21 protein-coding genes are annotated in these 22,944 nt (G+C 70.9%); 10 read left to right on the top strand and 11 right to left on the bottom strand.

Annotated features, from left to right (window positions below):
- Positions 1-351 carry a histidine triad nucleotide-binding protein gene (locus ACZ5LB_RS02585; protein ID WP_464604601.1) on the bottom strand — a complete coding sequence of 117 codons (351 nt, stop codon included), beginning with the start codon at positions 349-351 and terminating at the stop codon, positions 1-3.
- A 64-nt stretch (positions 352-415) separates the two neighbouring features.
- On the opposite strand from ACZ5LB_RS02585, the gene ACZ5LB_RS02580 reads away from it, so the two are divergent.
- Positions 416-874: a tRNA (cytidine(34)-2'-O)-methyltransferase gene (locus ACZ5LB_RS02580; protein ID WP_464604600.1), complete on the top strand. Its 459-nt coding sequence runs from the start codon at positions 416-418 to the stop codon at positions 872-874.
- 125 nt (positions 875-999) lie between these two features.
- Here ACZ5LB_RS02580 and ACZ5LB_RS02575 read toward each other — a convergent pair whose 3' ends face one another.
- Together ACZ5LB_RS02575 and ACZ5LB_RS02570 are read right to left on the bottom strand one after the other, a co-directional pair.
- Positions 1,000-1,944, bottom strand: coding sequence for a diacylglycerol/lipid kinase family protein (locus ACZ5LB_RS02575; RefSeq protein WP_464606365.1), 945 nt, complete (start codon positions 1,942-1,944; stop codon positions 1,000-1,002).
- Positions 1,944-2,768 carry an RluA family pseudouridine synthase gene (locus tag ACZ5LB_RS02570; RefSeq protein WP_464604599.1) on the bottom strand — a complete coding sequence of 275 codons (825 nt, stop codon included), beginning with the start codon at positions 2,766-2,768 and terminating at the stop codon, positions 1,944-1,946. The genes ACZ5LB_RS02575 and ACZ5LB_RS02570 overlap by 1 nt, the downstream gene beginning before the upstream one ends.
- Before the next feature lie 88 nt (positions 2,769-2,856).
- On the opposite strand from ACZ5LB_RS02570, the gene ACZ5LB_RS02565 reads away from it, so the two are divergent.
- The 3 genes from ACZ5LB_RS02565 to ACZ5LB_RS02555 are packed head-to-tail and all read left to right on the top strand — an operon-like array spanning position 2,857 to position 5,316.
- Positions 2,857-3,684 (top strand): MlaE family ABC transporter permease, encoded by an 828-nt coding sequence (locus ACZ5LB_RS02565; protein WP_464604598.1) that lies wholly within the window; start codon positions 2,857-2,859, stop codon positions 3,682-3,684.
- Positions 3,677-4,351, top strand: coding sequence for an ATP-binding cassette domain-containing protein (locus ACZ5LB_RS02560; RefSeq protein WP_464604597.1), 675 nt, complete (start codon positions 3,677-3,679; stop codon positions 4,349-4,351). The genes ACZ5LB_RS02565 and ACZ5LB_RS02560 overlap by 8 nt, the downstream gene beginning before the upstream one ends.
- Positions 4,348-5,316 (top strand): MlaD family protein, encoded by a 969-nt coding sequence (locus ACZ5LB_RS02555; RefSeq protein WP_464604596.1) that lies wholly within the window; start codon positions 4,348-4,350, stop codon positions 5,314-5,316. The genes ACZ5LB_RS02560 and ACZ5LB_RS02555 overlap by 4 nt, the downstream gene beginning before the upstream one ends.
- Before the next feature lie 10 nt (positions 5,317-5,326).
- On the opposite strand, the gene ACZ5LB_RS02550 is transcribed toward ACZ5LB_RS02555, so the two are convergent.
- The 4 genes from ACZ5LB_RS02550 to ACZ5LB_RS02535 form a co-directional block, all read right to left on the bottom strand.
- Positions 5,327-6,028, bottom strand: a complete 702-nt coding sequence (locus tag ACZ5LB_RS02550; protein WP_464604595.1) for a flagellar brake protein — start codon at positions 6,026-6,028, stop codon at positions 5,327-5,329.
- 9 nt (positions 6,029-6,037) lie between these two features.
- On the bottom strand, positions 6,038-6,778 hold the full coding sequence (locus ACZ5LB_RS02545) for a metallophosphoesterase family protein (protein ID WP_464604594.1): 741 nt from the start codon (positions 6,776-6,778) through the stop codon (positions 6,038-6,040).
- Positions 6,779-6,918: 140 nt separating this feature from the next.
- Positions 6,919-8,061, bottom strand: coding sequence for a thiamine phosphate synthase (locus tag ACZ5LB_RS02540; protein ID WP_464604593.1), 1,143 nt, complete (start codon positions 8,059-8,061; stop codon positions 6,919-6,921).
- Between the two features lie 35 nt (positions 8,062-8,096).
- On the bottom strand, positions 8,097-9,890 hold the full coding sequence (locus ACZ5LB_RS02535) for an ABC transporter ATP-binding protein (RefSeq protein WP_464604592.1): 1,794 nt from the start codon (positions 9,888-9,890) through the stop codon (positions 8,097-8,099).
- A gap of 101 nt (positions 9,891-9,991) precedes the next feature.
- On the opposite strand from ACZ5LB_RS02535, the gene ACZ5LB_RS02530 reads away from it, so the two are divergent.
- The 4 genes from ACZ5LB_RS02530 to ACZ5LB_RS02515 are packed head-to-tail and all read left to right on the top strand — an operon-like array spanning position 9,992 to position 13,952.
- A complete protein-coding gene (locus ACZ5LB_RS02530; protein WP_464604591.1) occupies positions 9,992-10,519 on the top strand; it encodes a LabA-like NYN domain-containing protein in 528 nt (175 codons plus the stop codon).
- Positions 10,520-11,572, top strand: a complete 1,053-nt coding sequence (locus ACZ5LB_RS02525) for a 3-dehydroquinate synthase (RefSeq protein WP_464604590.1) — start codon at positions 10,520-10,522, stop codon at positions 11,570-11,572.
- Positions 11,569-13,488: a tetratricopeptide repeat protein gene (locus ACZ5LB_RS02520; RefSeq protein ID WP_464604589.1), complete on the top strand. Its 1,920-nt coding sequence runs from the start codon at positions 11,569-11,571 to the stop codon at positions 13,486-13,488. Before ACZ5LB_RS02525 ends, ACZ5LB_RS02520 begins: the two co-directional genes overlap by 4 nt.
- A complete protein-coding gene (locus tag ACZ5LB_RS02515) occupies positions 13,485-13,952 on the top strand; it encodes a hypothetical protein (protein WP_464604588.1) in 468 nt (155 codons plus the stop codon). The genes ACZ5LB_RS02520 and ACZ5LB_RS02515 overlap by 4 nt, the downstream gene beginning before the upstream one ends.
- Positions 13,953-13,955: 3 nt before the next feature.
- Here ACZ5LB_RS02515 and ACZ5LB_RS02510 read toward each other — a convergent pair whose 3' ends face one another.
- Complete coding sequence (locus ACZ5LB_RS02510) at positions 13,956-15,974, bottom strand: M13 family metallopeptidase (RefSeq protein WP_464604587.1); 2,019 nt, start codon at positions 15,972-15,974, stop codon at positions 13,956-13,958.
- Positions 15,975-15,978: 4 nt separating this feature from the next.
- On the bottom strand, positions 15,979-16,926 hold the full coding sequence (gene arcC / locus ACZ5LB_RS02505; RefSeq protein WP_464604586.1) for a carbamate kinase: 948 nt from the start codon (positions 16,924-16,926) through the stop codon (positions 15,979-15,981).
- Positions 16,927-17,069: 143 nt separating this feature from the next.
- On the opposite strand from arcC, the gene ACZ5LB_RS02500 reads away from it, so the two are divergent.
- Positions 17,070-17,960, top strand: a complete 891-nt coding sequence (locus tag ACZ5LB_RS02500) for a glycine--tRNA ligase subunit alpha (protein ID WP_464604585.1) — start codon at positions 17,070-17,072, stop codon at positions 17,958-17,960.
- Entirely contained in the window at positions 17,957-20,008 is a 2,052-nt protein-coding gene (glyS, locus tag ACZ5LB_RS02495; protein WP_464604584.1) for a glycine--tRNA ligase subunit beta, read from the top strand. The genes ACZ5LB_RS02500 and glyS overlap by 4 nt, the downstream gene beginning before the upstream one ends.
- 41 nt (positions 20,009-20,049) lie before the next feature.
- On the opposite strand, the gene dnaX is transcribed toward glyS, so the two are convergent.
- Positions 20,050-21,891: a DNA polymerase III subunit gamma/tau gene (dnaX, locus tag ACZ5LB_RS02490; RefSeq protein ID WP_464604583.1), complete on the bottom strand. Its 1,842-nt coding sequence runs from the start codon at positions 21,889-21,891 to the stop codon at positions 20,050-20,052.
- A 39-nt stretch (positions 21,892-21,930) separates the two neighbouring features.
- Positions 21,931-22,842: an SPL family radical SAM protein gene (locus ACZ5LB_RS02485; protein WP_464604582.1), complete on the bottom strand. Its 912-nt coding sequence runs from the start codon at positions 22,840-22,842 to the stop codon at positions 21,931-21,933.
- Positions 22,843-22,944: the final 102 nt, after the last annotated feature.

The following is a 22,944-nucleotide window of genomic DNA, read 5'->3' as shown; positions in this document are numbered from 1 at the left end:
CTAGACCATCCTTCCGGCCATGGGCCGCCCGCCCAGGAGGTGGAAGTGCAGGTGGAACACCGTCTGCCCCGCGTCGGGCCCGGCGTTGGAAACCAGCCGCCACCCCGAGGCCACGCGGCCTTCCTCGGCCGCGAGCTTCCGGGCCACCAGGGCGATCTTGGCCACCACCGGCGCCAGTTCCGGCGTGACGTCGTTGAGCCCGGCCAGGTGGACCCGGGGAATGATCACGATGTGGGTGGGGGCCTGGGGCGAGATGTCCCGGAACGCCACCACGTCCTCGTCCTCGTGGACGAAGGTCGCGGGGATCTGCCTAGCGGCGATCTTGCAGAAGATGCAGTTGGGGTCGGACATGGTGGCTCCCGGTTGCCCTGTATTTTGCCCGGATTATGATCGATGGTATCGAAAGGTTGACCCCGTGCCCTTCCACATCGTCCTGCACCAGCCCGAAATCCCCCAGAACACGGGCAGCATCGGCCGCCTTTGCGTGTCCACCGACACCCGGCTGCACCTGATCCACCCCCTGGGCTTCGACACGTCGGACTACTACCTGCGCCGGGCGGGCCTGGACTACTGGGAGCGCCTGAACCCCACCCACCACGCCTCCTGGGAGGCCTTCCTGGCCGCGGAACCCGCCATGCGGCTGTGGTTCTTCAGCACCAAGGGCGACCGCCGCCACACCGACGTGCGGTGGCAGGACGGCGACGGCCTGGTGTTCGGCCGGGAAACCGTCGGACTGCCCCCCGAGATCCTCGCGGCCTACCCCGAGCAGCTGGTCAAGATCCCCATGCGCGGAGAATTCCACCGGAGCCTGAACCTCGCCCAGGCCGCGGCCGTGGGCCTCTACGAAGCGCTGAGGCAGACCGAAGGCTGGTAGCCCCGCGAGGAGTGCTTTCCGAAGGGCGGCCCCCCGATCCGTCGACAGAAACCTGTCGTACGGAAAGCCTGGTGGAAAGACGTGTCGCCGAGGTGCGACAGATCAGTCCATGCATTCCCTGCGGTTTACGAGAAGGGACAGTCGGTGGTGACCCGCATGGGAAAGGCCCCCGGCTCCACCGTGATCTCCGCCCGGTCCCGCTCCGGCGCCGGCTCCCCGTCCATGTGCCAGGGGCAGGCCCGGTCCAGGCGCACCACGGCCTTCCGGATGCGGCCCTCCTGGCGCAGGCTGGTGCGTCCCCCCTCCCGGAACAGCTGGGGCACCTCCGAAAGGATGTCGAACACCCCAGGCCTGTTGAGCCGCACCCAGCTGAGCACGCCGTCGGCAGGATGGGCGCCGGGGGCAATCCACAGGCCGGAGCCGTACTGGGGCAGGTTGGCGAAGCACAGGCTCCAGGCCGTGGCGGGCAGTTCGGGTTCGGGGCCCCTCCAGGCGGCCCGAAGGGTTTCCATGCGGCCCCGGGCCTCGCGGGGCGCGGGCTGGGCCTCCCAGGAAAGGGCCACGTCCCGGTGGTTCCGCCACAGGGCCAGGCAGTTGCGCGCGTAGGTCCTGAAGCCGCGGCCCTGGGCCCGGTCGAAGGCCAGGGCCACCTCGGCCTCGAAGCCGGTGCCGCAGAGGTTGAGGAAGGGCGCGCCGTCGAGGCGGCCCAGGTCCATGGCCAGGTCCCGGCCCTCCAGGAGGCGCAGCACGGCGCCGGCGGGGTCCAGGGGGGTGCGCAGGCCCCGCACGAGGCCGTTGCCCGAACCGCCCGGGACCGCGCCCAGGGCCACGGGCAGGCCCAGGGCCGCCAGGGCCGCCCCGGCGTGGTGGAGCGTGCCGTCGCCGCCCCACACCAGGAGCGGGCCGCCCGCGGCCAGGGCCTGGCGGATCCAGGGTTCGTAGTCGAAGGGGAGTTCCAGGGGCACCAGCTCGAGCCGGTCCCGCACCTCCCGGGGGAGCCGGGCCAGGAGCGCGGCGGGATCCATCCCCCCGTGCCCCGACCGGGGGTTGAAGACCAGGGGCGTCCGCATCACGCGGGGTCCCCCATGAACCGCCCCGGGGGCGCCACCAGGTCCATGGGCGCGCCCGTGATGGGATGCTCGATGGAGAGCTTCCAGGCGTGGAGCCACAGGTGGTCGGACTTCTCGCCGAAGTAGAGGCTGTCGCCGAAGACCGGCGCCCCCAGGTGGGACAGGTGGACCCGGATCTGGTGGGTGCGCCCCGTGTGGGGCGTGGCCACCACCCAGAATCCGGGGAGGAAGCCTCCGGTCTCCTCCGCCGTGGCCGGGCGGAACTCCGTGAGGGACGGACGCGGATCCAGGAGGTCGCCGGTGCAGCCGAACCTCGCGGGCTTCGAGTTGCGCACGCGCCCGATGGGCAGGTCCACCGTGCACGGCTCCAGGTGCCGGGAGACCCGGGCCAGGTACGTCTTGGCGATGGTCCGGGCCTGGAACTGCGTGCCCAGGTGGGCCGAGGGGTGCTTGGCGATGACCAGGATGCCCGAGGTTCCCTGGTCCAGGCGGTGCTGGAGGGCCAGGAACTGCCCGGGACGCTGGCGCTGGAGGAGGGCCGTGAGGTCGTGGGCGTCCGAGGCCTGGGTGCCCTGGGAGGCCATGCCCGCGGGCTTGTCCACCACCAGCAGGAAGTCGTCCTCGAAGAGCACGGGGACCACCAGGTCCAGGGGCGCGCCCAGCGAGTCGTCCACGGACACCGACACCTCGGTGCCGGCCTTGAGGACCTTCGACGCGACCTTGATGCGCTTGCGGTGGGCCTGGACGCCGCCGAGCTGGAGCACCTCCCGCGCCTTCCTGCGGCTCAGGCCGGTGCGGGCCGAGACCAGCTGGTCCAGCCTCATGCCCTCTTCGGCGGGGTCTACCGTGAATTTCCAGCTCTGGGTCGCCATGCCATTAGCTTACCGTGCCTGGACTTGGTAGGGTGAAGGCATGAAATCCGAAGGTCCTGCGTTCAGGCTGCTCGCGCTGCCCGGGGAGGCCGCCCTCGGCCTGGGCGGAAACGTGCGCTCGGTGTTCGCCCAGGTGGGTTCCCTGGCCTGGCTCTTCATCGCCTGCGTGAAGGGACTCCTCCGCCTTCGCGGCGAGCAGGTGCGGGTGGTGCTGGAAGTGACCCGCACCCAGATCCGGTTCACGGCCCTGGACGCCCTGCCCCTGTGCACCCTGGCGGCCCTGCTCATCGGCGGCGTAACCCTGCTCCAGGTGTTCGGGCAGCTCTCGGGCTTCGGCATGGAGAACTACATCTGCCAGGTGCTGGCCCAGCTCGTCATTCGCGAACTGGGGCCGCTGCTGGTGGGCATCGTGGTCATCAGCCGCAGCGGCACGGCCATCGCCACCGAGATGGCCAGCCGCCAGCTCAGCGGGGAGATCGACGCCCTCTACCTCAACGGCGTGGACCCGGTGCAGTACCTCCTGGCGCCCAGGCTCCTGGGCGGCGTCATCTCGCTCTTCGCCCTGATCGTTTACTTCGACACGGTGGCCCTCCTGGGGGGGTTCCTGGTGGCCTGGCTCCGCCTGCCGCTGTCGTTCTCGGCCTTCGCCGACGCCCTGGTGCGGGCCGTGGGCCCACGGGAGCTGGCGGCGACCCTGTGCAAGGCCCTGGTCTTCGGCACCGCGATCCCGCTCCTGTGCACCTCCTGCGGCCTGCGGGTGAGGACGAGCACCACCGAGATCCCCCAGGCGGTCACCAAGGCCGCCGTGGGTTCCTTGGCGATCCTCCTCCTGGCGGGCGCCTTCCTGTCGGTCCTGATCTATGCCTGAGCCGCTGGTGGCCCTGGAAGGCGTCTCCCTGGCCTCCCCCGACGGGCGCATGGTGTTCGAGGACCTCCACTGGCGCCTGGAGCGGGGCGCCCGGTGGCGGCTCCAGGGGGGGCTGGGCACCGGGGCCACCGCCCTGCTGCGGCTCTGCGCGGGCCTGGTCCGGCCCCAGGCGGGGCGGGTGCTGCTCGACGGCGCCGAGGTGGACGTGGACACCCTCAGCCATCCCTTCATCAACGCCGGCGACCTGGGCTGGGTGCCCACGGACGGCGGGCTCGCCGTGAACCTCACGCTCCTGGAGAACGTGGCCCTGCCCCTGCGTTTCGCGCGCAAGGCCGGGCCCGCGGAGGCCCGCGCGGAGGCCCTGCGCTGGCTGGAGCTGGCGGGGCTCGAACGCCACGCCGGCGCCAGGCCGCGCACCCCCGCGGACCGGATCGGCTGGCTGGCGGCCCTGGCCCGGGCTGGCGCCAAGGGCTCGCGGCTCTGGCTCGTGGACCGCCCCGCGGGGGGCCTGGACGCCGGAAGCCGTAGGGCCGCCCACGCGATGCTCGAGGCGGCGGCCGCGGACCCCGGGACCACCCTCGTCCTGGTGGGCGACGACTGGATGGCGGACCTGGCCGCGGACCTGCGCATCGAGGACGGACGCCTCACCACAGGGAGAACCCCATGAAGCTCGAGAAGGACGACGCCAAGATCGGCCTGCTGGTGTTCCTGGCCCTGGCGGTTTTCGCCGGGTTCCTGTCCCACCGCAGCCTCACGGCCATCCTCACCAAGGAGACCCCCTACCAGGTCGCCCTGGAGACCGCCTCGGACCTGTCGGAGGGCACCGAGGTGCAGCTCCAGGGCCTGCGGGTGGGCAAGGTGAACGGGATCCGCCTCCAGCGCGACGGGGTGGAGTACCGTTTCCTGGCGACCCTCGGCCTGCGCACCGACATCGTCCTGTGGGAGGGCACCCGCGCGGTCGTGGTGGCCAAGCCCCTGGGCGGCTCCTTCGTGGACCTGCAGCTGCCCGGGCCCGCCCAGCGCCTCGCGGCGCTTCCTGCCGGCGCCACCCTCCAGGGCGGCGCCAGCGCGTCCCTGGCCACCCTGCTGGAGGACGCCAGCCGCCTCATCGCCAACCTGGACGGAACCGTCACCGACCTGCGGGCCGGGTTCAAGGCCAAGGGCGCCGGCGTCGTGCTGGATCACCCCCGCCTCGCCAAGGTCCTGGCGGACCTGGACGAGGCCCTCCTCCAGTTCCGCAGGCTGGCCGTGGAAGGCCAGGCCCTGGCCCGCCACGGCGACGCGTCCATGGCCCTGGCCGACCGGAGCCTGGCGAACCTGGACAAGAGCCTGGCGGTGCTGCACGGTGTCCTGGACAAGCGCTCCGGGGACCTGGACGCCATCGTGGCCGGCCTGGCCGGAACCCTCCGGGAGACCGAAGGCCTCGCCCGGGAGGCCCGGGCCCTGCTGGCCACCGCGGGTCCCGGCGCCGACGCGGCGCTCAAGGCCCTGGACCGCAACCTCCGGTCCACCGAGGAGCTCCTGGAGATCCTCAAGGCCAAGCCCAACCGCCTGGTGTGGGGCACGCCCTCCCAGACCGAGCGGGACGCGGCCTCCCGGCGCGCGCGGGAGAACCGGAAAGCCGTGGACTGATCCGTCGGCCTCAGTGCCCCCGCATGGCGGTGGACCGGTCCATGCGCCGGGCCTGGATGAAGCGCTGCAGGGCCTCGCGGGTCTCGGGGGACAGGTCCACCAGAACCAGGCCCACCCGGGTGGGCAGCTCGTCGCCCTCGAGGGACTCGGAGTGGCGCACGTCGCCGGAGACCGTCAACACTTCGTTTCCGGGCAGGTTCGTCACCACCTCGACCTGGTCGTGGTAGGCAAAGGTGAGCGGCTCCTTGAGGCCCAGGCCCATGCCCATGTCCGTGAGGTTCAGGAGCTTGGCCTCGAACCGCCGGCCCTGCCAGAGGACGGTGGCCTCCAGGGGGGGCAGGTCGGGGGTCGCCACCCGCACCTCGCGCCGGGGGTGGATCTCCAGGGGTTCCGTGGGCCAGGCGGCCCGGATCACGGGAGGCACCTTGGGCTCGGTCCCGGCCAGGAGGGGTTCCAGGAGGCGGGTGCGGATGGAGATCACCTCGTCGCCCTGGATGAGGGTGAGGGTGACGGCGGTGCCGGCCGGGGGCAGGATGTCGCGCAGCTTCAGGCCCTCGAGATGGATGGAGGCGCCCATCTCCAGGCTGTGCACGTGGAGATGCCCAAGCATCTTCACGGCGCCTTCGGCCCGGAGGCTGGCCGAGGTTCCCGACTTCTTCGCCTTCCGGAGGATGGCTTCCAGGTGCTGATCGAGGGATTGCGGGGCTTTCATAGGGGTGCCTCAGATTCCGTGGTGCAGGCGTTCGGCGAGGTTGCTGTGGAGTCCCGCGGCCAGGATGGCCCGGGAGGCGCCGGCGTGGTCGTAGTCCAGGCGGTGGAGCTTGACCCGGCGATGGGCGGTGTCGTAGGTCAGGAAGGAGAGCCGCGGGTCCCGGTCCCGGGGCTGGCCCACGGAGCCGGGATTGATCAGGTACTTGCAGCCCTCCCGCAACTGGAACCAGGTGCCCGCCTCGAAGGTTATGAAGGTCAGGCGCTGGGCCGGGTCGTCCAGCTCGTAGGCCCCGGGCAGGTGGGTGTGCCCGAAAAAGCACACCTGGCCGGGAAAGCCGTCGAAGGCCGCCAGGGCCTCCCGGGGATGGAGCAGGTAGTCGTCCTCGTCCAGGGGGCTGCCGTGGGCGATGGTGTAGCCCGCGTCCAGCGTCAGCGGGCCCATGGGGATGTTCTCCAGGAACCAGGCGTTCTCCTCGGAGAGCTGGCCCCGGGTCCACTTGACCGCCATGCGCGCGGGAAGGCTGAAGGCGTTGTCCGACCCCGGCGTGATGCAGGCCCGGTCGTGGTTCCCCCGCACCAGCACCCGGGGCTCCAGTTGCCGGATGAGGTCCAGGGTCTCGTTGGGGTTGGCGCCGTAGCCCACCAGGTCGCCCAGCAGGACGAAGCGGTCGATGGCGCGCTTTTTTGCATAGCGCAACACCACCCGCAGCGCGTGCAGGTTCGAATGGATGTCGGAGAAGATGAGGTCCATGGGAGTCGAGTGCTGCCGTAGTCTCGCAGATTTCACAAAAACCGCGACCGGCCCGGGGCCGGATGGGTGAATTGGGGGCAAGGAATTGACGGACTAAAGGTTACCCCATTGGGGAAGCGGAATTGTCACGATCAGGTGCCTCAACCTTTTTTTACAAGCTCGTCGGCCAGTTCGCCGGGAGTCCGTCCCAGGGGCAACACCATGGGGGCTTCCCACCAGGCGGCGGTCCGTCGCCGGTACCGGTCCAGGAAGCCGGCGCGTTCCGCCGCCAGGGGCCGGCCGGGATCCCCGCCCACCCGTTCCCACGCCGCGGAGGGCACCTCCGCCAGCCACAGGGCCGTGAACCCCGCCTCGCGCACCCGGCGGCGGGTCCCGGGATCCTCCCAGGCGCCGCCCCCCAGGGCGACCACGCTGGGTTGCTCCAGGCACCGGGCCACGGTTTCCGCCTCCAGGGCCCGGAAGCCCGCCTCGCCCCGCTCCCGGAACAGCTCGGGGATCGACCCGCCGATCTCCCGGTCCGAATCCCGGGCCGGCAGGCCCAGGCGCCGGGCCAGGGCCCGCGCCAGGGTGGACTTCCCCGCCCCGCTGCCCCCGATGATGACGACGCCTCGCCCCCCGTGCAGGACCGGCCTCGCCGTCCACCGCGCCGCCTGGGCCGCCCACAGCAGTTCGCGGGGATCCCGGTTGCGGCTGATCTCGCCCACCATGGCCAGCGCCTCGGCCCCGGCCTCGAAGCACGCGGCGGCGTCCGCCAGGGTGAGGCCGCCGATGGCCACCGGGGCCACGCCCCGGGCCCGCAGGGCCGAGGCGCCTTCCCGGAGGCCCGGGAGGCCCACAGGGGGCTCGTGGTCGCCCTTGGTGGCGGAGGGGCGGAAGGGCCCCACGCCGGCGTGGTCGCAGGCGGGGTCCGGGGCGTTCCACTCGGCGGGGCCGTGGGTGGAGGCCCCCAGGTGGCAACCTTCCAGGCCCGGCAACCGGCGGGCCTCCCCGGGGGGCAGGTCGCCCTGGCCCAGGTGGAGCCCCCAGGGCGCCAGGCCCTGGGCGGCGGCCAGGACCGCCAGGTCGGAGCGGTCGTTGACGCAGATGGCGGGCCACCCGCCCCGGCCCGCCGCATCCTCAAGCGCCGCGCGAAGTTCGGTCCACTGCGCGGCCGCGTCCAGGGGCTTGCCCCGGAACTGCACCAGGGGGAAGCCGGCCTCGCCCAGGCGCTGGACCTGGAGGGAGAGCGGCACGTCCGACCGGGGATCGGTGATGGGGTAGAGGGGGGGCAGGTTCAGGGCCATCCCCCATGGTCGCATCTCCAGGAGGTGGCAGCCTCCTAGGAAGCGGCCGCCTCCCTCTCGAACTGCAGGCGCACCAGCTTGGCGTAGGTCCCGCCCTGCTCCATGAGGCCGTCGTGGCTGCCCCGCTCCACCAGCTGCCCCTGGTCCATGACCCAGATCTCGTCGGCGTCCTTGATGGTGCTGAGGCGGTGGGCGATGGTGAAGGTGGTGAGGCGGTGGCTGACGCGCTCGATGACCTGCTGGATCTTGTGCTCGGTCTCGCTGTCGATGTTGGCCGTGGCCTCGTCCAGCAGGAGGATCTCGGGCTCCTGATAAAGCATGCGTGCGAAGGCCACCAGCTGGCGCTCGCCGGCGGAGAGCTTCTGGCCCCGCTCCCCCACCTGCGTCAGGAGGCCCATGGGAAGCCGTCCCACCAGGTCCTCCAGCTGGCTCTGCTCGAGCACCGAGGCCAGGCGCTCGGCGTTGAAGGGCCGCCCCAGCACGATGTTCTCCTCCAGCGTCCCGGAGAAGATGAAGACGTCCTGGAGCACTAGGCCGAAGAGGCCCCGCAGCCGCTTGAGGCCCGCCTCGCGCACGTCCACGCCGTCCACCGTGACGCGGCCCCCTTCCACGTCGTAGAACCGCATGAGCAGGTTGATGAGGGTCGACTTCCCGGCCCCGGTGTGCCCCACCACCGCCACCCGCCGGCCCTTGGGGATGACGCCGGAGAGGTCCCGCACCACCTTGCGGCCCCCGGGTTCGTAGGCGAAGGTGACGCCCTCCAGGCGCACCTCCTTCGTGAAGGTCACCGGCCTGGGTTCGGCCACCTCCCGGATCTCGTCCTGGTTGTCCAGGAGCTTGAAGATGCGCTCGCTGGACGCCAGGGCGGTCTGCATGACGTTGTAGCGTTCCGCCAGCTCCCGGATGGGCCGGAAGAAGCGCCCCGACTGCTGGATGAAGGCCAGCAGCAGCCCCAGGGTGAGGGTGCCGGACTCGAGCTTGTAGCCGGAATAGAGGATCAGGGCCGCCAGGGTCCCGTTGGTGATGAACTCCACCACCGGGAAGAACACCGCGTAGGCGAAGATCGTCCGGAGGAAGGCGTCCAGGTACTTCTGGTTCAAGTCGCCGAACAGCGCGCGGCTCGCGGCCTCCTGCGCGTTCAGCTGCACCAGCGAGATGCCCGAAAGCTGCTCGGCCAGGTAGGCCTGGATGGCGGCGTAGCGGCCCTGGGTCTCCCGGTAGGCGGCCGACGCGTACCGGCGGAAGATCTCCGTGGACAGCAGCAGGAGCGGCATGATGCCCACCGCCACCAGGGCCAGGCCCACGTGCTTGCTGAACATCCAGAGGACGATGGCCGTCAGGGAAAGGGCGTCGCCCACGATGGCCACGAAGCCCGACGAGAACATCTCGTTGAGGTTCTGAACGTCGCTGATGACCCGCGTCATGAGCCGGCCCACGGGATTGCGGTGGAAGAAGTGGGTGCTGCGTTTCATGAGATGCCGGAACACCTGCATGCGCAGGTCGAGCATGGCCATCTGCCCCACCCACGCCAGAAGCCCGTAGCGCACCACCTGCACCACGAAGCCCAGCAGCACGAAGCCCAGGAAGGCCGCCACCAGGGGCCCGGAGCCCCGCAGGGTGCCCTTGGCCAGGTGGTGGTCGATCAGGCGCAACGTGAATTCGGAGGGGAGCACGTCCAGCACCGCGCCCGCCGCCATGAGCACCAGCAGGGCGCACAGGCCCGCCCAGTAGGGGCGCAGGTAGCCCACGAGACGCACCAGGAGGACCTGGCGCCCGGGTTGCTCGTCGACCTGGTCGGAATGGAAAAAACTACCGGAAGAATCAGCCATGAAACCATTCTTTCATGATTGCTGTCATGCCATCATGTTTGATCCGCTCAGGCGGAACTATTCAAATCCCCGGGGAAAGCCCCGAATTCAGGATGGCAGACATGATGCGATGCGCCGTTTTCATCGATGGCAACAATATCTTCCATTCCGCTCGTCAGCTCGGTTTTGAGGTGGACTACAGCCGTCTCCTGTCGCTCCTGGTCGGAAGGGACCGGGAACTCCTCAGGGCCTTCTTCTACACCGGCGTGGACGAGACCGCGGACCGCCAGCGGGGCTTCCTGCACTGGATGCGCCGCAACGGCTTCCGGGTGGTCCAGAAGCCCGTGAAGCTCGAGCGCGACGGCACCCGGCGGGCCCGGCTCGAGGTGGAGATCACCACGGACATGATGAACTACGCCGACAAGGTCGACCTCATCATCCTGGTGAGCGGCGACGAGGACTTCGCCTATCCCCTCCAGGCCCTGGCCCAGAACGGCGTCCGGGTCGAGGTGGCCGGCTTCCGTTCCGCCATGGCCAACAAGGTCATGGACGTCGCCGACCGCTACATCGAACTGGACCTCCTGGGCGAGCGCTTCCGCAAGGAGGCGGGCAGCGACGACGACGCCGACGAATATAGGCAGAAACTCTAGATGCGGATCGCCCTGCCGGAAGGCTTCCCCACCGAGGTGTTCGTGGAGGAGGCGCCCGCGCCGGGGCTCCTTCCGTCCGGCGCCTGGACCCTGGTGGGCGACGAGGCCGTGCGCGCTGCCTGGCGCGGCGCGGGAATGCCCGAGCCTCCGGGAACCCTGTGGGTCCCGGTCTCCGAGGCCACCAAGCGCCTGGCGACCCTCATCCCCTGGCTGGAGGCCTGGGCCGCCCTGCCCCTGGACCGGAAATCCACGGTGGTGGCCGTGGGCGGCGGGGTCCTCACGGACATGGCCGGCCTGGGGGCCGCCCTCTACATGCGTGGCATCCCCTGGCAGGCTTGGCCCACCACGCTCCTGGCCCAGGTGGACGCGGGCCTGGGCGGGAAGACCGCCTGCGACCTGGAGGCCGGGAAGAACCTGGCCGGCGCCTTCCACCACCCCTCCCGGTTCGTGGCCTGCAGAGCCTTCCTGGGGACCCTGCCCACCCGCCAGGTGGAAGCCGGCGCCTGGGAGGTCTTCAAGATGGCCCTGGCCGAGGGCGACCTGGCCTGGGCGGAAGAGCTCCTCGCACCGGGGGTGCCTTCGCCGGAATCCCTGCTCCGGGCCCTGCGGGCCAAGGCCGGGATCGTCCACCGGGACCCGCGGGAGACCGGAGAGCGCCGCCTCCTGAACCTGGGCCACACCCTGGGGCACGCCCTGGAGGCCGCCTCGGACTACCGCCTCCTGCACGGCGAGGCGGTGGGGCTGGGGACCCTGGCGGCCTGCGCCCTGGCCGAACAGGAGGACCTGGGGCCCTTCCCGCCCCAGTTCCTGGCACGCACCGCGTCCCGCCTCCGGCATCTCCTGCCCTTCGTCCCCCCCTGGGAGGCCTGCCTCCCCTTGCTCCGGGTGGATAAAAAAGCCGCGTCCGCGGGGCCCGGAAGCGGATCGGCGATACACTGCATCCTGCCCCGCCCCGGCGCCGCGGCGGTGCAGAAGGTGCTCCCCCCCGAAGCCTGGCGCGGCCCACACGAGCGCATGACCACCCTCCTCATCGACTCCGAGATGCCCACGTGACCCACAAGCTGCTCCCCGCCCTGGCCCTGATGACGCTGTTGGGGACCGGGGCCCCCGCCTTCTCCCAGGACGACCCCCGGGCGCTCATGCTCCAGGCAAGGTCCATGCAGCGCAAGGGCGGCGGCGACGACCCCCGGGGCGCCGCGGCGCTCTACCGCAAGGTCATCGCCCTGGTGCCCAACAGCTCCCAGGCCTACCTGCGGCTTTCAGAATCCATCCTGGAATCCGGGGACGTGGAGGGGGCCGTGGCCCCCGCGGCCAAGGCCGCCGAACTGGATCCCCGCAGCGGGGAGGCCGCGGCCCACCTCGCCCTGCTCCGCTTCTACCTGGCCCAGGGCAGGCCCGCCGCCCAGGCCCAGGCCGCCGGCGCCCTCAAGCGCGCCACTGCCCTCCTTCCCAACGACGCCGAGATGTGGATGCGCCTCGCGGAGACCGAGGAGAACGAGAAGGACGAGGAGGGCGCCCTGCGGTCCTGGCTCGCCGTGGGCCGGCTCCATCCCTTCCCGGGCTACAAGGGGCGGCCGCTCTACGAGTACGCCTTCGAGCGCGCCGCCGAGCTGGCCGTGAAGCACAAGCAGTACGAGGCCCGCCGGGAGGCGGTGCTCGCGCTCTGTGCCCGTCCCAATCCCGACCAGAGGCACCTCCGCATGCTGGAGGAACTGGCCCGGGACCAGGTGGACGCGGGCTTCCTCGGCCACGCCGAGGAGAGCTTCACGCGCCTTGCCCAGTTCGTTCCCCAGGAGCCCGCCATCTGGGAGAACATCGCCCTGGTCCAGCTGCGCACCTCCCGGTTCGACATGGCCCTGGCCACCCTCGAGAAGGCCGAGGCCCTCCACGCGTCCATGCGCATCTCGTTCAACATCGGCCTGTGCCTCATGAAGGTGGGCCGCCTCCCGGAGGCCGAGGCAAGGTGGAAGGCCCTGCTCCCCTCCATCCTGGAGGCCAAGCCGGAGGAACCGGGCCTGGCGCTGCCGGTGAAGGTCCTCTACGCGTCCTGCCTGCTCATGGAAGGCCGCCCCGGCGACCTGCTCGCGACGGTCCGCCCCTGGCCGGAGGCGGCCACCCACGCCGAACTGGCCTCCCTCCAGGCCCAGGCCCTCATCCAGCGCGGCGACTGGAAGCCGGCCCGGAAGCTCCTGCGGGACGGCATCCAGCGCTTCCCCAAGCAGGACCTCTTCAAGAAGGCCTCCCGCATCCCCCCCGGGACCTTCGAGGAGGGCGTGATCTTCAAGTCCGAGTCCCGCGGCGCCCTGACCCAGCTCGACCGGGAGGCCATGGCCGTGCTGTGGTCCGAGTTCAACGCCTGGGACAAGTGCCTGGACGCGGTCAGCGCCGCCCGGAAGACGGGCCCCGTGCGCAACGTCGACCTGCTCCTGCTGGAGGCCAACGCCCTGGAAAGCACCGGCCAGGACGATCGGGCCATGGCCGTGCTGCGCGAAGGCCAGCGCCTGGATCCCGCCAACCCCACCCTCCAGAACAACCTCGGCTACCTCCTCCTGGAAAAGGGCGGTGACCTGGAGGAGGCCGCGCTCCTCATCCGGTCGGCCCTGGACAAGGAACCGGGCAACAGTTCCACCATGGACAGCTGGGGCTGGGCCCTCTACAAACAGGGCAAGTTCAAGGAGGCCGAGGAGGCGCTGCGCAAGGCGTCCGCCGTGAGCCCCTACAGCCCCGAGATCCACAAGCACCTGGGCGAGACCCTCCTGAAGCTGGAGCGGCTCCAGGACGCCCTGGACGAATGGGAGCGGGCCCTGGCCTTCGTCTTCCCCGACCGCAAGGACCTGGAGAAGCAGGTCGTCGACCTGCGCACGCGCATCGCCCGCAACCGCGCCGCGGCTGCGGCCGAGGCGGCCCCCGAGCCCGCCCCCGATGCGGACGACCCCGGCGCGGACGACGACGGGGCCGATTCCCTATGAGGGCCCTCGCCGCGGCGGTCTGCCTCGTCCTGCCCCTCTGCGCCCAGGCCCCCCTGGTGAAGGCGCAGTACGCCTGGGGCTATGCCAGCCCCGGCGGCCAGGGCAAGGGCACCCTCAACGTCCTCCTGAATCCCGCCACCGGCAGGACCGTCGTCGAACTCCAGGGCCTGGGCGAGCGCCTTCTGCTCCTGGAGGGCAATCCCAGGGACGGCTTCCACCTGCTGATCCCCCGCCGCGAGGTGGACCAGCGGGCCATGTCCCTTTCGGGGCTCAGCCTGCCTTTCCTGCCCAAGCTGGGCAGCCCCGATGGCCTCTACCGCCTCCTCACCAAGGGCGAGGCCGCCGGCGTGACCGTCACCCGCAGGGACAAGGACGGCCCGGTGAAGATGCGCTACCAGGGCGTGGACGAGGACGGCAAGGAACTCACCGTGTGGCTTTCCCGGACCCGGTGGGAGCTGGGCTGAGGGTCACCAGATCCTCACCCGGTCCTTGGGTTCCAGGTGGAGCTTCTGCCCGGGCTTGACCCCGAAGGCCTGGTACCAGGCATCCAGGTTGCGCACGCCATCCGCCCGGAACTCCTCCGGCGCGTGGCCGTCCGTGAGGACCTGCTGGCGCAAGGCCGGCTCGCGGCGCTTCTCCCGCCAGGACTGGGCGAAGCTCAGGAAGAACTGCTGGTCGCCGGTGAAGCCCTGGCGCACCCGGTCGGGCCTGCCGCCCAGGGACAGGCGGTAGGCGTCGTAGGAGGCCGCCAGGCCCGCCACGTCGGCGATGTTCTCGCTGAGGGTCAGGGTGCCATTGACGCAGAGGTCCGGCAGGGGGCGGTAGGCGTCGTACTGCCGGATCAGCTGGGCCCCGGAGGCCTTGAAATGGGCGAAATCCTCGGGGGTCCACCAGTTGCTCAGGCGGCCCCGGGCGTCGAAGAGGGCGCCGGTGTCGTCGAAGCTGTGGCTGACTTCGTGGCCGATGGTGGCGCCCGTGGCGCCGTAGTCCAGGGCCGCGGCGCGCCTGGCGTCGAAGAAGGGCGGCTGGAGGATGGCGGCGGGGAAGTTGAGGGCGTTCATGGCCGGAAGGTTCACGGCGTTGACGGTCTGGGGCGTCATGACCCACTCGCCGCGGTCCACGGGCCTGCCGAGCTTCGCGAGGTTCCGGTGGTACTCGAACAGCTCGGCCCGCTCCGCGTTGCCGAAGGCGTCGCCCGGCAGGACCTGGAGGCCGGCGTAGTCGATCCAGCGGTCCGGGTAGCCCACGCCCACCTTCAGAACGGCGAGCTTGGCCTTGGCCTTGGCCTTGGTCTCCGGGGCCATCCACTCCAGGGCGTCGATGCGCCGCGCGAAGGCGGCCAGGATGTTCCGGACCATGGCCTGGGCCCGGGCCTTCTCGCTGGGGGGGAAGTGGCGCTTGACGTAGAGCTTGCCCACGGCCTCGCCCAGGGCCGAGCTGGTGGCGTTGACTCCGCGTTTCCACCGATCGCGCAGTTCGGGCGTGCCCTGGAGCACCTTCCCGTGGAAGGCGAAGGAGGCCTCCACGAAGGCCCGGGACAGGTTGGGGGCGCCCTTCTCGATGGCGTGGAAGGTCAGCCAGTCTTTCCAGGTCTCCAGGGACTCGCTGGCCACGAGCGCCGACAGGCCGGCGAGGGCCGTCGGCTGCCACACCACGAACTCGCTCCGCCCGCCCAGCCCCGCGGCGGAGAAGAAGGCGTCCCAGTCCAGGCCCGGCGCGCGGGTCGCGAAGGCCTCGCGGGTCCAGTGGTTGTTGCCCTTCCGCACGTCGGCGGTGTCGAGGTTGTCCACGTGGACCCGGGCGATGCGCCCTTCCAGGGCCACGATGCGCGCGGCCCGGGCCGCGGCGTCCTCCACCCCGGCCAGCTTGAGCATCGCCTCCACGTGGGCCAGGTAGTGGGCCCGGATCCCCTTCATGACCTCCGAATCCGAGAGGTAGTACTCCCGGTCCGGCAGGCCCAGCCCCCCCTGGAGAAGGAAGGGGGAGTAGCGGGTCGGGTCGTCCAGGTCCTGGGCGACCCAGAGGCCCAGGAGGTTCGGGGTGGCGTAGACGGCGTTGTTGAGGACGTCCACGTCGGCGCGCAGGGTGTGGCCCAGGGCCTCGGCCAGGGTCCGGGGCCCGTCCACGGACCGGATGCGGGCCAAGATGGGCCGGAGGGGAGCCGCGCCCCGGGCCTCGATGGCGGCCTCGTCCATGAAGGCGGTGTAGAAATCCCCGACCTTGCGGGCCTCGGTGCCGGGCCGGGCCTTGGCGGCGGCCTTGACGATGGCCGCGGTGCGACGGCTCGTGAGTTCCATCAGCTGGGTGCCCGCGCCGGTGGAGCTGCGGTCGGGAGGAATGACGGCGGAGCGCAGCCAAGCGCCGTTGGCGAAGGCGAAGAAATCGTCCCCGGGGGCCAGGGTGCGGTCCATGCCCGCCAGGTCCAGGCCCTGGGGACCTGCGTAGGCCACCAGGGCCGGAAGCGCGGCGAGAACCTGGGGACGCACGGCCTCAGTCCCTCACGATGCGGGTGCCGACCGTGGCGTAGTCCTCGTGCTCCAGAGCCTCGGGGCTGGTGATCAGGACCTCGTGGCCCCCGGAGGCCAGGAAGGCCAGGGCGGATTCGATCTTGGGCCCCATGGAGCCCGCGGGGAACTGGCCTTCGGCCAGGTGCCTGGAGGCCTCGGAGGCCGTGAGCCGGTCCACCCAGCGCTGGGTGGGCTTCCCGAAGTCCAGGGCGACCTTGGGCACGCCCGTGAGAATGACGTAGGTGTCGGCCTTGAGCTTCTCGGCCAGCAGGGAGGAGAGGCGGTCCTTGTCGATGACGGCTTCCACGCCGACGAGGTACCCCGAGGCGTCGCGGATGACGGGGATGCCGCCCCCGCCCCCGGCGATGACGCAGTGGCCCGCCTCCAGCAGGAGCTTGACGGCCTCCAGCTGGACGATCTCCAGGGGCCTGGGGCTGGGCACCACCTTGCGCCAGCCGCGGCCGGAGTCCTCCTTCATGTGCCAGCGCTTCTGGGCCTGGAGCTCCTGGGCGCGGTGCTCGCGGTAGAAGGGGCCCACGGGCTTGGTGGGATTCTGGAAGCCCGGGTCGTCCTTGTCCACGACCACCTCGGTGAGGATGGTGGTCACGGGCACCTTGAGGTTCTGGAAGGCCAGGCGGTTGATGAGGGTGCGCTCGATCATGTAGCCCATGGAGCCCTGGGTCATGGCGTCGCAGATGTCCAGGGTGTAGGGGGGGATGCGGTTGGCGGCCTCCTCCTGCTGGATGAGGATGTTGCCCACCTGGGGGCCGTTGCCGTGCACCACGCAGAGGGCGTACCCGGCCTTGATGACGTTGCCGAACATCTCCGCGGTCTGGCGGGCGTTGTCCAGCTGCTCCTCCTGGACCCCGAGCTGCTTTTCCTGCAGGAGCGCGTTTCCGCCGATGGCGATGAGTGCGATTTTGCGGGTCATGGTCATCCCAATGAAAACGTTGATTCTACTTAGGCATTCCCAGGAAGCAAGGACCTACGGCACAACCTCCCCCCGCCGCCGGGACATTCGGCCCTGACGGATCGTCCGATCCAGGGTAAAATCCAGGTTTCCTGCGGATTCCCATGCACATCCAAGAACTGATCCTTCGACTGCAGCGCTTCTGGGCCGACCGGGGATGCCTCATCGGCCAGCCCTACGACCTCGAGAAGGGCGCGGGCACCATGAACCCCCTCACCTTCTTCGGGGCCCTGGGCGGGAAGCCCTGGAACGTCGCCTACGTGGAGCCCTCCCGGCGCCCCAGCGACGGCCGCTACGGCGAGAACCCCTTCCGCCTCTACAAGCACCTGCAGATGCAGGTGCTCCTCAAGCCCTCCCCGGCGCGGGTCCAGGACCTCTACATCGAGAGCCTGGAAGCCATGGGCGTGGATCTCCGCAAGCACGACCTGCGCTTCGAGGAGGACAACTGGGAGGCCCCGACCCTGGGCGCCTGGGGCGTGGGCTGGCAGGTGATGCTCGACGGCATGGAGATCACCCAGTTCACCTACTTCCAGCAGGTGGGCGGCATGGACTGCCGGCCCGTCTCGGCCGAGATCACCTACGGCATCGAGCGCATCTGCATGTTCCTGGGCGGGCTCGACAACATCTACGACATCACCTGGGGCAACGTGAAGACCGACGACGGCACCTTCCCGGTGTCCTACGGCGCCGTGCGCCAGCGCGAAGAGCTCGAGCTGTCCGCCTACAGCTTCGAGCACGCCGACCTGGACCTGCACTGGAAGACCTTCGAGGCCTACGAGAAGGAGGCCTGGCGGCTCCTGGACGACCACGGGCACTTCCTCTCGGGCTACGAACAGGCCCTCAAGATGAGCCACACCTTCAACGTCCTCAACGCCCGGGGCGCGGTGTCCACCACCGAGCGCGCCGGCCTCATCAAGCGGGTGCGGGACCTCACGTGCGCCTGCGCGAGGGCCTGCGTCGCACATGACGCGGCCGCCCGGGAGGTGAAGGCATGAGAGAGCTCCTGCTGGAAATCCACTGCGAGGAGATCCCCGCGCGCTTCCTCTCCCCCCTCTCCACCGAGTTCGCGGAGGGGCTCCAGGCCTGGATCCGGGAGAACCTCCGGGTCGAGCTGGCCGTGGAGCGGTTCTATTCGCCCCGCAAGCTGGCCTGGCGGGTGCTGGAGCTCCCCGAGCTCCAGCCCGACCAGAGCGAGGTGCAGGTGGGCCCGCCCCGGCGCATGTGCGTCGACGCCGAGGGCCAGCCCACCCAGACGGGCCTGAAGTTCGCCGAGAAGTGGGGCGTGGACTTCGGCCAGGTGACCTTCGACCAGCCCGCGGGCAAGAAGGAGCCCGTGGCCGTGGTCACCCTCGTCAAGCGGGGCCGGCCCACCATGGACCTGCTCGCCGAGGTCCTCCCCCGCCTCGTCACGGGCCTCCACGTGCCCCGGGCCATGCGCTGGGGTTCCTCCGAGTTCGAGTTCGTCCGGCCCATCCGCAGCATCGTCGCCCTCTACGGCCAGGACGTGATCCACTTCGAACTGGACGGGGTCAAGTCAGGTTTCTCCACCTGGGGCCACCGGCTCTTCCACATGGACCACCCCGGCAAGGTGGCCGTGGGCTGGCCCAGGGCCTACGAGGCCGTCCTGGAGGAGGCCGGCGTGGTGGTGGGCTTCCAGGAGCGCCGCGACCGCATGGCCCGGCAGATCGACGAGCTGGCCGCAGCGGCCGGAGGCCGCGTGGTGGCCGACGAGGAGCTGCTTTCCACCCTGGCGGAGATCGTGGAGTACCCCCGCATCGTGGCGGGCGCGTTCCCCACCGACTTCCTCGATCTGCCCAAGGAAGTGCTCGTGGTCTCCCTCAAGGAGCACCAGAAGGCCTTCTGCGTGGAGGACGCCTCGGGCGCGCTGCTGCCCTGCTTCCTCACCGCCGCCAACCGCCCCGACGATCCCGACGGCTTCATCCAGAGCGGGAACGAATGGGTGCTCCGCGCCCGGCTCTACGACGCCCGGTTCTTCTTCTCGGAGGACCGCAAGGCGCCGCTGCGCGACCGCATGGAGCGGCTCAAGCACCTCACCTTCCAGCGGGAGCTGGGCAGCTACTTCGACAAGACCCAGCGCATCGCCGCCCTCAGCTCGGCCATCGCCGGCGCGCTGGGGCTGGACGCCACCGACGGCCGCCTCGTGGCCGAGAGCTGCAAATGCGACCTGGTGACCCTCATGGTCGGGGAATTCCCCGAGCTGCAGGGCATCATGGGCGGCGAGTACCTCAAGCGCGAGAACGCCCACCCCAAGGTGTGGCAGGCCGTGAAGGAGCACTACCAGCCCGTTTCCGCCGAAGCTCCCATCCCCGCCTCGGATCTCGGCGGCGTGCTGGCCGTGGCCGACAAGCTGGACACGGTGGCCGGGTGCTTCTCCATCGGCGTCATCCCCACCGGCTCCAAGGACCCGCTGGCCCTGCGCCGCGCGGGCCAGGGCATCGTGCGCATCCTCTTCGAGAAGGGGTGGAACCTCAACCCCGTGCGCGCCGCGGCCCTCGCCCTGGACGAGGTGGACGCCAAGGCCACGAAGCCCCGGCAGGAGACCCTGGAAGCCCTGGAGAGCTTCTTCCGGGACCGCGTCGCTTACCAGCTGGAGCAGGCCGGCTACGCCGGCCCCGTGCGCCGCGCGGCCCTGGCCGCGGGCTGGACCGACCTGGTGGACCTCAAGGCCCGCTGCGAGGCCCTGGCGGCCTTCGGCGACGACCCCCGCTTCCTCAGCCTGGGCCAGAGCGCCAAGCGCATCGCCAACATCCTCAAGGACGAGACCCCCGGGGACCTGGACGCCGCGCGGCTCCAGGAGCCCGAAGAGAAGGTCCTGGCCGGCATCCTGCCGGGGCTGGAATCCAACCCGGACCACGCGTCCCTCCTGGCCGCCCTGGCCGGCCTCGCGGAGCCGCTGGAAGCCTTCTTCAACGCCGTGATGGTGAAGTGCGAGGATCCCGCCCTGCGGGGTGCACGCCTGGCGCTGCTGCACCGCCTGCGCAGGGCCTTCCTGCGGGTGGCGGACTTCAGCCTCTGGCAGTAGGCCCTTCGGGGCGACGATAAAGGCGAAACCGGGGGGGCGGATCACTCCTCCCGGCGCACCTCCACGATCTCCCCGCCGGTGTCGGCCAGCAGGCGCTGGAAGGAGGGATCGGCCCGCAGGACGTCCTCGGGACGCTCCCGGTTCTCCGTTTCGAAAGTGAGGGTGGTGCGCACGAGCCCCGGCAGCACCTGGCGCAGGGCCTCCAGGAGGTGGGGATTGGAAAGCTCCCGTTCCAGGTCCTGGGCGGTGTTGCGCACGTTGGGCGGGAAGAGCCAATGGAGGGTGCCGTCCTGGAACGTGAGGCCGGTGGCCATGTGCGGCATGGAACCCAGGGTCCGCGGAAGGCCGCCCGGGGCCTGGCGCAGGGCCTCGCCCACGCCTTTGCGCAGCTGCTCGAGGTTGCCGGGGTCCTGGATCGGGGCCGGCGCCGCGGCGGGCGGCGGGCCTGCCGGCGCGTCCGCCTGGGTTGTCGCTGGGCCGGGCGTTGCGGCGGTCGCAGGAGCGGCGGTCGCAGAGGCGGCCGTCGGAGGGGCCACGGGGACGGGCGAGGACACGGTCGCCGGGACGGGCCGAGGAGCGGGCGTATTTGTGGACGCAGTAACTGGCGCAGGTGCGGGCCTAGGAGCAGGCGCAGGTGCCGGCGTAGAAGCATGCGAAGGGGCAGGCGCAGAAGCCTGCGAAGGGACGGCTGTGGGTGCGGCCGCAGTCCGGCCCGGCGGCGGCGCCATGGGGGCGGCGGCCATGGCCGTTCCGGTCACCGGCAGGGGCTTGCCGCCGCCGGGGCGGGCGGCGGGGGCGGGTTGCCCCTTCACCATGGCGTCCAGGGGGGCCAGGTAGGGCAGCTGGGCGGCGGTGAGGAGGGCCAGCTCCACCACCACGTCCGGAAGGCTGGTGTCCCGCAGGTCCCGTTCCCGGGCCAGAAGGAGCTGGAGCATGCGGGCCCAGCGCAGGATGTCCTGGGGGCCGGCCCCCTGGCGCACGTCGGCCTCCATGCGGTCCCGGAAGGCCATCATGAGTTCGCGCCAGAAGCTCACCCAGTCGGTGCCCAGTTCGGCCAGGGCCCGGCAGTTGTCCAGCACGGCCCCCCCGTCGGCCGTCAGGAGGGCCTCCAGCACGGCCTGCACGCGCACGGCGGGCACGATGCCCAGCTGTTCGCGCACCATGGCCTCGCCCACGTGGCCTTCGCCCGCGGATATGACCCGGTCCAGGGTGGTGAGGGCGTCGCGCATGGACCCCTGCCCCGCCTCGGCCAGGAGGCGCAGGGAGCCCTCCTCCCAGGTCACCCCCTCCTGCTCGCACACCCACCTCAGGCGGGCTTCCACCATGGGGACGGGGATGAGGCGGAAGGGAAAGATCTGCACCCGGCTCTTGATGGTGTCGGGCACGTCCTGCAGCTCCGTGGTGGCCAGCACGAAGACGGCGTGGCCCGGGGGCTCCTCCAGGATCTTCAGCAGCGCGTCGAAGGCGCTGCGGCTCATCATGTGCACTTCGTCGATGATGTACACGCGGTAGCGGCAGAAGGCGGGCCGGGTCTGCACCTGTTCCCGCAGGGCGCGGGCGTCCTCCACGGAGGACCGGGAGGCCGCGTCGATCTCCACGATGTCCAGGTTCTGGTCCGGCTGCTCCGACGCGCGGCAGGAATCGCAGACGCCGCAGGGCTCGGCGGTGGGCCCTTCCATGCAATTGAGGGCGCGGGCCAGGATGCGGGCGGTGGAGGTCTTCCCGGTGCCGCGGACCCCGGCGAAGAGGAAGGCCTGGTGGTGGATGGCCCCTCCGTTCGCCTTGGCCTTCTTCAGGGCGTTGCCCAGGGCGCGGACGCTGGCCTCCTGGCCCACCAGGTCGGAAAGAATGCGGGGACGGTATTTGAGGGCAAGTGTGATCATGGAACCGTCATTCTCCCATGATCCCGCGCCGCGCCGACATCACATGCTTTCGAAAAGGCTGCGCTGGGCAGGGACGTGGGGGTGGGGCACCGCGGCGGCCCGGGGTTCCCGGGGCTCCCGGTGGCGGGACCGTGGAAAGGTGGCCTGGAGGACGCCGGCCACCTGCCCCACATAGTCGGGGTCCAGGATGAACAGCCAGTCGTTGCGGGCCAGCACCTCGTAGAAGGGGTCGTCCTTGAGCAGGCGCAACCCGCCCACCCAGGCGCCGGAGGCCCCGCTGTCCTTGGCCCGGCGGGCGAAGGCCTCGGGATTGTGCACGGGCATCAGGGGAGCCACCGCGAGCCCCACCTCGATGCCGGCCTTGGCCAGGTGTTCCATGGCGGCCCAGCGGGACGGGATGGGCGGAGACCGGGGCTCCACCACCTGGCGCACCGTGTCGTCGTCCGTGGGGATGGAGAAGCCCACCCGCATGCGGGGCCCGAAGGCCTTGAGCAGTTCCAGGTCCTGGAGCACCAGGGGGGAGCGGGTGTGCACCAGCACCCGGGTGGTGGGGCACTTCACCAGCACCTCCAGGCAGGCCCGGGTGAGGCGGAACTCACGCTCCAGGGGCTGGTAGGGGTCGGTGGCGGAGGCCAGGAACACCGTCTGCCCGTGCAGGCGGTGGCGCTGGTTCCACAGGAGCTCCGGGGCGTTCAGCTTGGGCACGGCCCAGGTGCCCCACAGGGCCCGGTCCACGGGCTTGCCCTTCTCCCCGGGCAAGGACTGGGGGTAGTCGCGCACGTAGCAGTAGCGGCAGCCGTGCTCGCAGCCCCGGTAGGGGCTCAGGGCGAACCCGAAGCCGTACCGCTCGTCCTTCTGGGGCCGCAGGATGCTGCGGGCCTCCTCGGGCCCCACCTGAAGGTCGTGGAACAGCTCCCTGGGATGCTCGAGGTCGAGAAGCGGCGGCGTCATACCCTGTATGATTCGCCTTTTTTTCGTCGCGTCAAGGGTGCATTCCGTCACGACCCCGCCCCCGGCCCACGCCCCGCGTTGACCCGCCCCCCCCGATGCAGC

The organism is Mesoterricola sp. MK458, assembly GCF_055384935.1.
This window is presented reverse-complemented; position numbering and strand designations above follow the sequence as displayed.

Excerpts from the sequence above, each read along its gene's own strand:
- ACZ5LB_RS02585 (WP_464604601.1), bottom strand. The coding sequence starts at position 351 with ATGTCCGACCCCAACTGCATCTTCTGCAAGATCGCCGCTAGGCAGATC.
- ACZ5LB_RS02575 (WP_464606365.1), bottom strand. The coding sequence starts at position 1,944 with ATGCGGACGCCCCTGGTCTTCAACCCCCGGTCGGGGCACGGGGGGATG.
- ACZ5LB_RS02570 (WP_464604599.1), bottom strand. The coding sequence starts at position 2,768 with ATGAGGCTGGACCAGCTGGTCTCGGCCCGCACCGGCCTGAGCCGCAGG.
- ACZ5LB_RS02565 (WP_464604598.1), top strand. The coding sequence starts at position 2,857 with ATGAAATCCGAAGGTCCTGCGTTCAGGCTGCTCGCGCTGCCCGGGGAG.
- ACZ5LB_RS02560 (WP_464604597.1), top strand. The coding sequence starts at position 3,677 with ATGCCTGAGCCGCTGGTGGCCCTGGAAGGCGTCTCCCTGGCCTCCCCC.
- ACZ5LB_RS02555 (WP_464604596.1), top strand. The coding sequence starts at position 4,348 with ATGAAGCTCGAGAAGGACGACGCCAAGATCGGCCTGCTGGTGTTCCTG.
- ACZ5LB_RS02550 (WP_464604595.1), bottom strand. The coding sequence starts at position 6,028 with ATGAAAGCCCCGCAATCCCTCGATCAGCACCTGGAAGCCATCCTCCGG.
- ACZ5LB_RS02545 (WP_464604594.1), bottom strand. The coding sequence starts at position 6,778 with ATGGACCTCATCTTCTCCGACATCCATTCGAACCTGCACGCGCTGCGG.
- ACZ5LB_RS02540 (WP_464604593.1), bottom strand. The coding sequence starts at position 8,061 with ATGGCCCTGAACCTGCCCCCCCTCTACCCCATCACCGATCCCCGGTCG.
- ACZ5LB_RS02535 (WP_464604592.1), bottom strand. The coding sequence starts at position 9,890 with ATGGCTGATTCTTCCGGTAGTTTTTTCCATTCCGACCAGGTCGACGAG.
- ACZ5LB_RS02530 (WP_464604591.1), top strand. The coding sequence starts at position 9,992 with ATGATGCGATGCGCCGTTTTCATCGATGGCAACAATATCTTCCATTCC.
- ACZ5LB_RS02525 (WP_464604590.1), top strand. The coding sequence starts at position 10,520 with ATGCGGATCGCCCTGCCGGAAGGCTTCCCCACCGAGGTGTTCGTGGAG.
- ACZ5LB_RS02515 (WP_464604588.1), top strand. The coding sequence starts at position 13,485 with ATGAGGGCCCTCGCCGCGGCGGTCTGCCTCGTCCTGCCCCTCTGCGCC.
- arcC (WP_464604586.1), bottom strand. The coding sequence starts at position 16,926 with ATGACCCGCAAAATCGCACTCATCGCCATCGGCGGAAACGCGCTCCTG.
- ACZ5LB_RS02500 (WP_464604585.1), top strand. The coding sequence starts at position 17,070 with ATGCACATCCAAGAACTGATCCTTCGACTGCAGCGCTTCTGGGCCGAC.
- glyS (WP_464604584.1), top strand. The coding sequence starts at position 17,957 with ATGAGAGAGCTCCTGCTGGAAATCCACTGCGAGGAGATCCCCGCGCGC.
- dnaX (WP_464604583.1), bottom strand. The coding sequence starts at position 21,891 with ATGATCACACTTGCCCTCAAATACCGTCCCCGCATTCTTTCCGACCTG.
- ACZ5LB_RS02485 (WP_464604582.1), bottom strand. The coding sequence starts at position 22,842 with ATGACGCCGCCGCTTCTCGACCTCGAGCATCCCAGGGAGCTGTTCCAC.